This window comes from Corynebacterium sp. (assembly GCF_012837295.1).
Classification (GTDB): Bacteria; Actinomycetota; Actinomycetes; order Mycobacteriales; family Mycobacteriaceae; genus Corynebacterium.
The window spans coordinates 1-4,398 of record NZ_DURI01000087.1; the positions used below are offsets into that span (position 1 = coordinate 1).

Annotated in this window: 4 protein-coding genes; 1 reads left to right on the top strand and 3 read right to left on the bottom strand. The window is 71.5% G+C overall.

From position 1 onward, the window contains the following. The 3 genes from GX015_RS02910 to GX015_RS02920 form a co-directional block, all read right to left on the bottom strand. Window positions 1-844 (bottom strand): ABC transporter ATP-binding protein (locus GX015_RS02910; protein WP_366926221.1); only part of this gene is annotated, 844 nt, incomplete at its 3' end. Next, window positions 841-1,902 carry an iron ABC transporter permease gene (locus GX015_RS02915; RefSeq protein WP_291342674.1) on the bottom strand — a complete coding sequence of 354 codons (1,062 nt, stop codon included), beginning with the start codon at window positions 1,900-1,902 and terminating at the stop codon, window positions 841-843. The genes GX015_RS02910 and GX015_RS02915, both read right to left, overlap by 4 nt. A 44-nt stretch (window positions 1,903-1,946) precedes the next feature. Next, window positions 1,947-2,969: an ABC transporter substrate-binding protein gene (locus tag GX015_RS02920; RefSeq protein WP_291342676.1), complete on the bottom strand. Its 1,023-nt coding sequence runs from the start codon at window positions 2,967-2,969 to the stop codon at window positions 1,947-1,949. 189 nt (window positions 2,970-3,158) lie between these two features. On the opposite strand from GX015_RS02920, the gene GX015_RS02925 reads away from it, so the two are divergent. After that, the coding region (locus GX015_RS02925) for an MFS transporter (RefSeq protein ID WP_291342677.1) at window positions 3,159-4,398 on the top strand (1,240 nt) is incomplete at its 3' end.

Consider the following 4,398-nt stretch of genomic DNA (forward strand, 5'->3'; position numbering starts at 1 on the left):
ATTCGAGCGCGCCGTGGTGAAGCAACGCCACCCGGTCCCCGTGCTGGCCCGCCAGCGTCAGATCGTGCATGGCCGCGATGACCGTCAGGCCGTGGACGGCGCGGACGCCCTCCACGAGCTCCAGGACGTCCTGGGCGTGGCCGATGTCGAGTGCGGAGGTCGGCTCGTCGAGCAGCAAAATCCGCGGCTCCTGCGCCAGTGCTCGCGCCAACGTGACGCGCTGGCGCTCGCCGCCGGACAATTCGGCCACGGGGCGCTCGGCGAAGGCCGTCAGGTTCAGCGTCTCCAGGCAGGAATCGGTGACCGAGTAATCCTCGGCCGCGAAGGCGCCGGCATGGGGATGGCGGCCCAGGTGGACGTACTCGCGCACGCGCATGCCCTCGGGGATGACGGGCACCTGCGGCATCAACGCGACCGTGCGCGCCAGTTCCCGGCGGCGCCGGGCGGCGGCGGGGGACAGGCCGCGCAGGGAATGCAGGGCCCCGGAACCGCCGACGATGTCGTGGCCCGCCAGGGTGATGGTGCCCGCCGACGGGGCCAGCACCTGCGCCAGCGCATGCAGCAGCGTCGACTTGCCGCACCCGTTGGGGCCCGCCAGCGTCAGCCAGCCGCCGGCGGGGACGGTGAACGTCACCCCGGCCACGGCATCGCGCTCGGCGCCGTCGTGGCGGACGCGGACCCCGTCACAGTGGACCGAGTTGTCGGGGGCCGCCGGCGCGGCCACGTCCGCCACGGCGGTGGCCGGGGCGGCGACGGTGACGTCGTGCGGGCCCGAGGGGGCATGCGTGGGAGCATGCGTGGGAGCATGCGCGGGCACGGGGAGGGACTCGTTGACCGGATTCACTGGCCCGCCCTCGCAGCCCGGCTGAACCGCCGCAGGATGAAGAGGAAGAAGGGCGCGCCCACGGCGGCGGTGACCACGCCGACGGGCAGCTCCGCCGGCGCCATGATCGTCCGGGCCAGGGTATCGGCCAGCAGCAGGAAGATCGCGCCCCAGATCAACGTCAGCGGCAGCAGCAGCCGGTGCCCCGGCCCGACCACCAGCCGCAGCGCGTGCGGCACGATGATGCCCACGAAGCCGATCAGGCCGGAGACGCTGACGACGGCCGCCGTGCCCAGCGTCGCCACGGCCACCAGCGCGAGCCGCGCGAACGCGGGGTCGACGCCGAGCGTGCGGGCCTCCAGATCGCCGACGGTCATGACGTCGAGCACGCGCGCCGCGCCGAGCACGGCCACGCAGCAGATCACGGCGGGCACGGCGACCAACGCCACCGACCCCCACCGCGTCACGCCCAGATTGCCCAGCATCCACGAGTACACGCGCTGGATCGTCTCGATGTTGCGCTGCTGGATGAACGTCTGCGCCGCATTGGCGAACGCCGCCACCGCCACGCCGGCCAGTACCACGACGGTCGCCGAGCCGCTGTGGCCGACGCCGCGGCTGACCATGTACGTGGCGCTCACCGCGGCCACGCCACCGGCGAACGCCGCCACGACCACCCCGGCCCCGCCGCCGCCGAACCCGATCGACGCGCCGGCCACCACGGCCAGCGTCACGCCCAGGCCCGCGCCAGAGGACACGCCCAGCAGGTACGGGTCGGCCAGCGGATTGCGGAACACCGCCTGGTACGCCGCGCCGGCCACCGCCAGCGTCGCGCCGACGACGATGCCCATGGCCACGCGCGGCAGCCGGATGTCCCATAGGATCGCGTGGTCGCGCGCCGACAGCTCGCCGACGCCGATCAACTCCCGCGCCACATCGACCGCCGGCAGCTGCACCGCGCCGGTGAACGTCGACAGCAGCGCCGCGCCGATCAGCAGCAGCAGGGACAGGGCGATCGTCGGCAGGGCGGGGGGCCGCTTTGCGACGCGCCTCCGCCGAACTTCGGTCACCGTGGTCATGGGGCCTGGCCTTCGCTTCGCCTGGGGATGTCCGGGGTCGGGGTCTAGTTGGCCGCTGCGGCGGGGACGCCGGCGTCGGAAAGCACGGCCGCGATGGAACGGAAGAACTCCGGCAGGCGCGGGCCCCAGCGCGACGCGAGATCCCCGTCGAGCGCCTCGATCCGGCCCTCCTTCACCGCGGTGATCTCCGACCAGCCGGGGCGGGCGGCGACGTCCTCGGCGGTCATCGACTCCGACATGGAATTGGCCAGGAAGATCAGGTCCGGGTTCGCGCCGACGATCGCCTCGGCGTTGAGCTGCGGGTACTCGGTGTCGCCGGTGGCGATGGACTCCAGGCCGAACTGGTCGTAGACCGTGCCCAGGAACGTGTCGTCGGTGATGGAGTAATGGTCCGACGAGACCTCGTGGTAGTAGCTCAGCCCCGCGTCGCGGATCTCCGCGGGAACCGACTGGATGGCCTCGCCGATCTCGTGGGACATGTCGCGGACCACCTCGGCGGCCCCGCCGACGTTGCCGGTGGCCACGCCGAGGGTCTCGATCTGCGCGTAGGCGTCGTCCAGGTTCTTCGCCGGCGGCATGAACAGCACCGGCACGTCGGCGGCGGCCATGCCCTGCAGCAGCGAGTCCTCCTCCATCGCGATGACCACCAGGTCCGGATCATGCGCCAGCACCGCCTCCACGCTGGTGCGGTATCCCGACAGGCCCTCGTCGACGGGGGCTTCGGCGGGATAGTAGGAGTACTCGTCGACGGCGACGACCTGATCGTCGGCGTCGATGGCGAACAGCGACTCCGTCGCCGTGGGGGAGAGGCTGACGATGCGCTCCGGGCGCTCGTCGAGGGTCAGCTCCTGGCCCGACCCCGCCGGGCCCGTGGCCACCGACACCGGGAAGTTGCCTTCGCCGCCGGAATCCGCGCCGCTGCGCGCCTCCTCGCCGTCGGAGGCGCAGCCGGCCAGCGCCAGCGCGGACACCACGAGTGCGGCGGCGCCGGCCAACAGGGACCGGGACCGGGATCGGGACAGCGATAGGGACAGCGAACGGGACTGCGATCGGGACTGCTCGTGCATGGTGCTCCTCGGAAAAAGTGTCAGGGCGCGACGAAAACGCCGCCGGGATTTCCGGGATTGGTCAGGTGATCGCCGGATGCGGTCGTTGCGGTCCAGACTAATCGAATGCCCCACCCTGATCGGGGTCGGGCAAACGGCGTTTGGGCCCAACGCGCAATACGGGGGCGATCGAGTCGTAAAGTGTCCCGCATGCCACGCCACGAAGGAGCGGCCGCGCGCCGCAGCCCCATGCCGCCCTGGTTCCTGGTCGCCGTCGCCGTGTTCGCGGTGGCCTGGGGCGGCAACCAGTTCACGCCGCTGATGGTCATGTACCGCCTCGGCGGCGAACTCGACCTCGTGTTCGTCGACCTTCTGCTGTTCATCTACGCCCTGGGCATTGCCCCCGCGTTGTTGATCTCCGGCCCGTTGTCCGACCGCATCGGCCGCAAGCCGGTGATGCTGGCCGCGCCGGTGTTCTCCATCATAGGGTCGCTGCTCATCGCCGCCGGCGAAACCACCGGCCCGCTGCTGCTGGTCGGCCGCGCGCTGTCGGGCGTGGGCGTCGGCATCGCCATGGCGGTGGGCGGTTCATGGGTCAAGGAGCTCTCCCACGCCCGCTTCGACGAGAAGGCCAAGTCGACGTCGGGCGCCAAACGCCAGTCGATGGCGCTGACGCTGGGCTTCGGCATCGGCGCGGGCATCGCCGGCTCGCTCGCGCAGTTCGCGCCGCTGCCGGGCCAGTTGCCGTACATCCTGCACATCGTGCTGACCATCCCCACGATCATCGCCATGACCGTCGTCCCCGAGACCCGCCAGTCGCCGCATCTGGCCGGCGGCGCCCGCGAGTCGATCCTGTCGTCGTTGCGCACCCCGTCGGTGACGCGCCCGCGTTTCCTGCTGGTCGCGGCGATGGTCGCGCCGTGGGTGTTCGGCGCGGCCGGCGTGGCCTACGCCATCATCCCGACGCTGATGCAGGACGAGGTCGGCCAGCCGGTGTTTTTCTCGGCGCTGATCACCTTCTTCGCGCTGCTCTTCGGCTTCGCCATCCAGCAGTTCGGGCCGTCCATCGCATCGGAGACGTCCGCCCGCGGTTCTCTGGCGGCCATGGGCATCGTCATCGTGGGCATGGGCCTGGCCATGTGGATGTCGTCGTCGCCGACGGTTCTCTCGGCGGTCATCGCGGCGCTGGTGCTGGGCATGGGTTACGGCCTGGCCATGTTCACCGGCCTCAACGAGGTCCAGCGCATCGCCGGCCCGCGCGACCTCGCCGGCCTGACGGGCGTCTTCTACTGCCTGACCTACATCGGTTTCGCGTTCCCGGCGATCCTGACCGAGCTGTCGGGGGCCATTGAGTGGATGACGTACCCCGTCATGCTCGGCGGCGGCATGGTCATCGCGGTGCTCATGGCGGCCGTCATCGCGCTCAATTCCCGCCGCGGGCTGCCGCAGG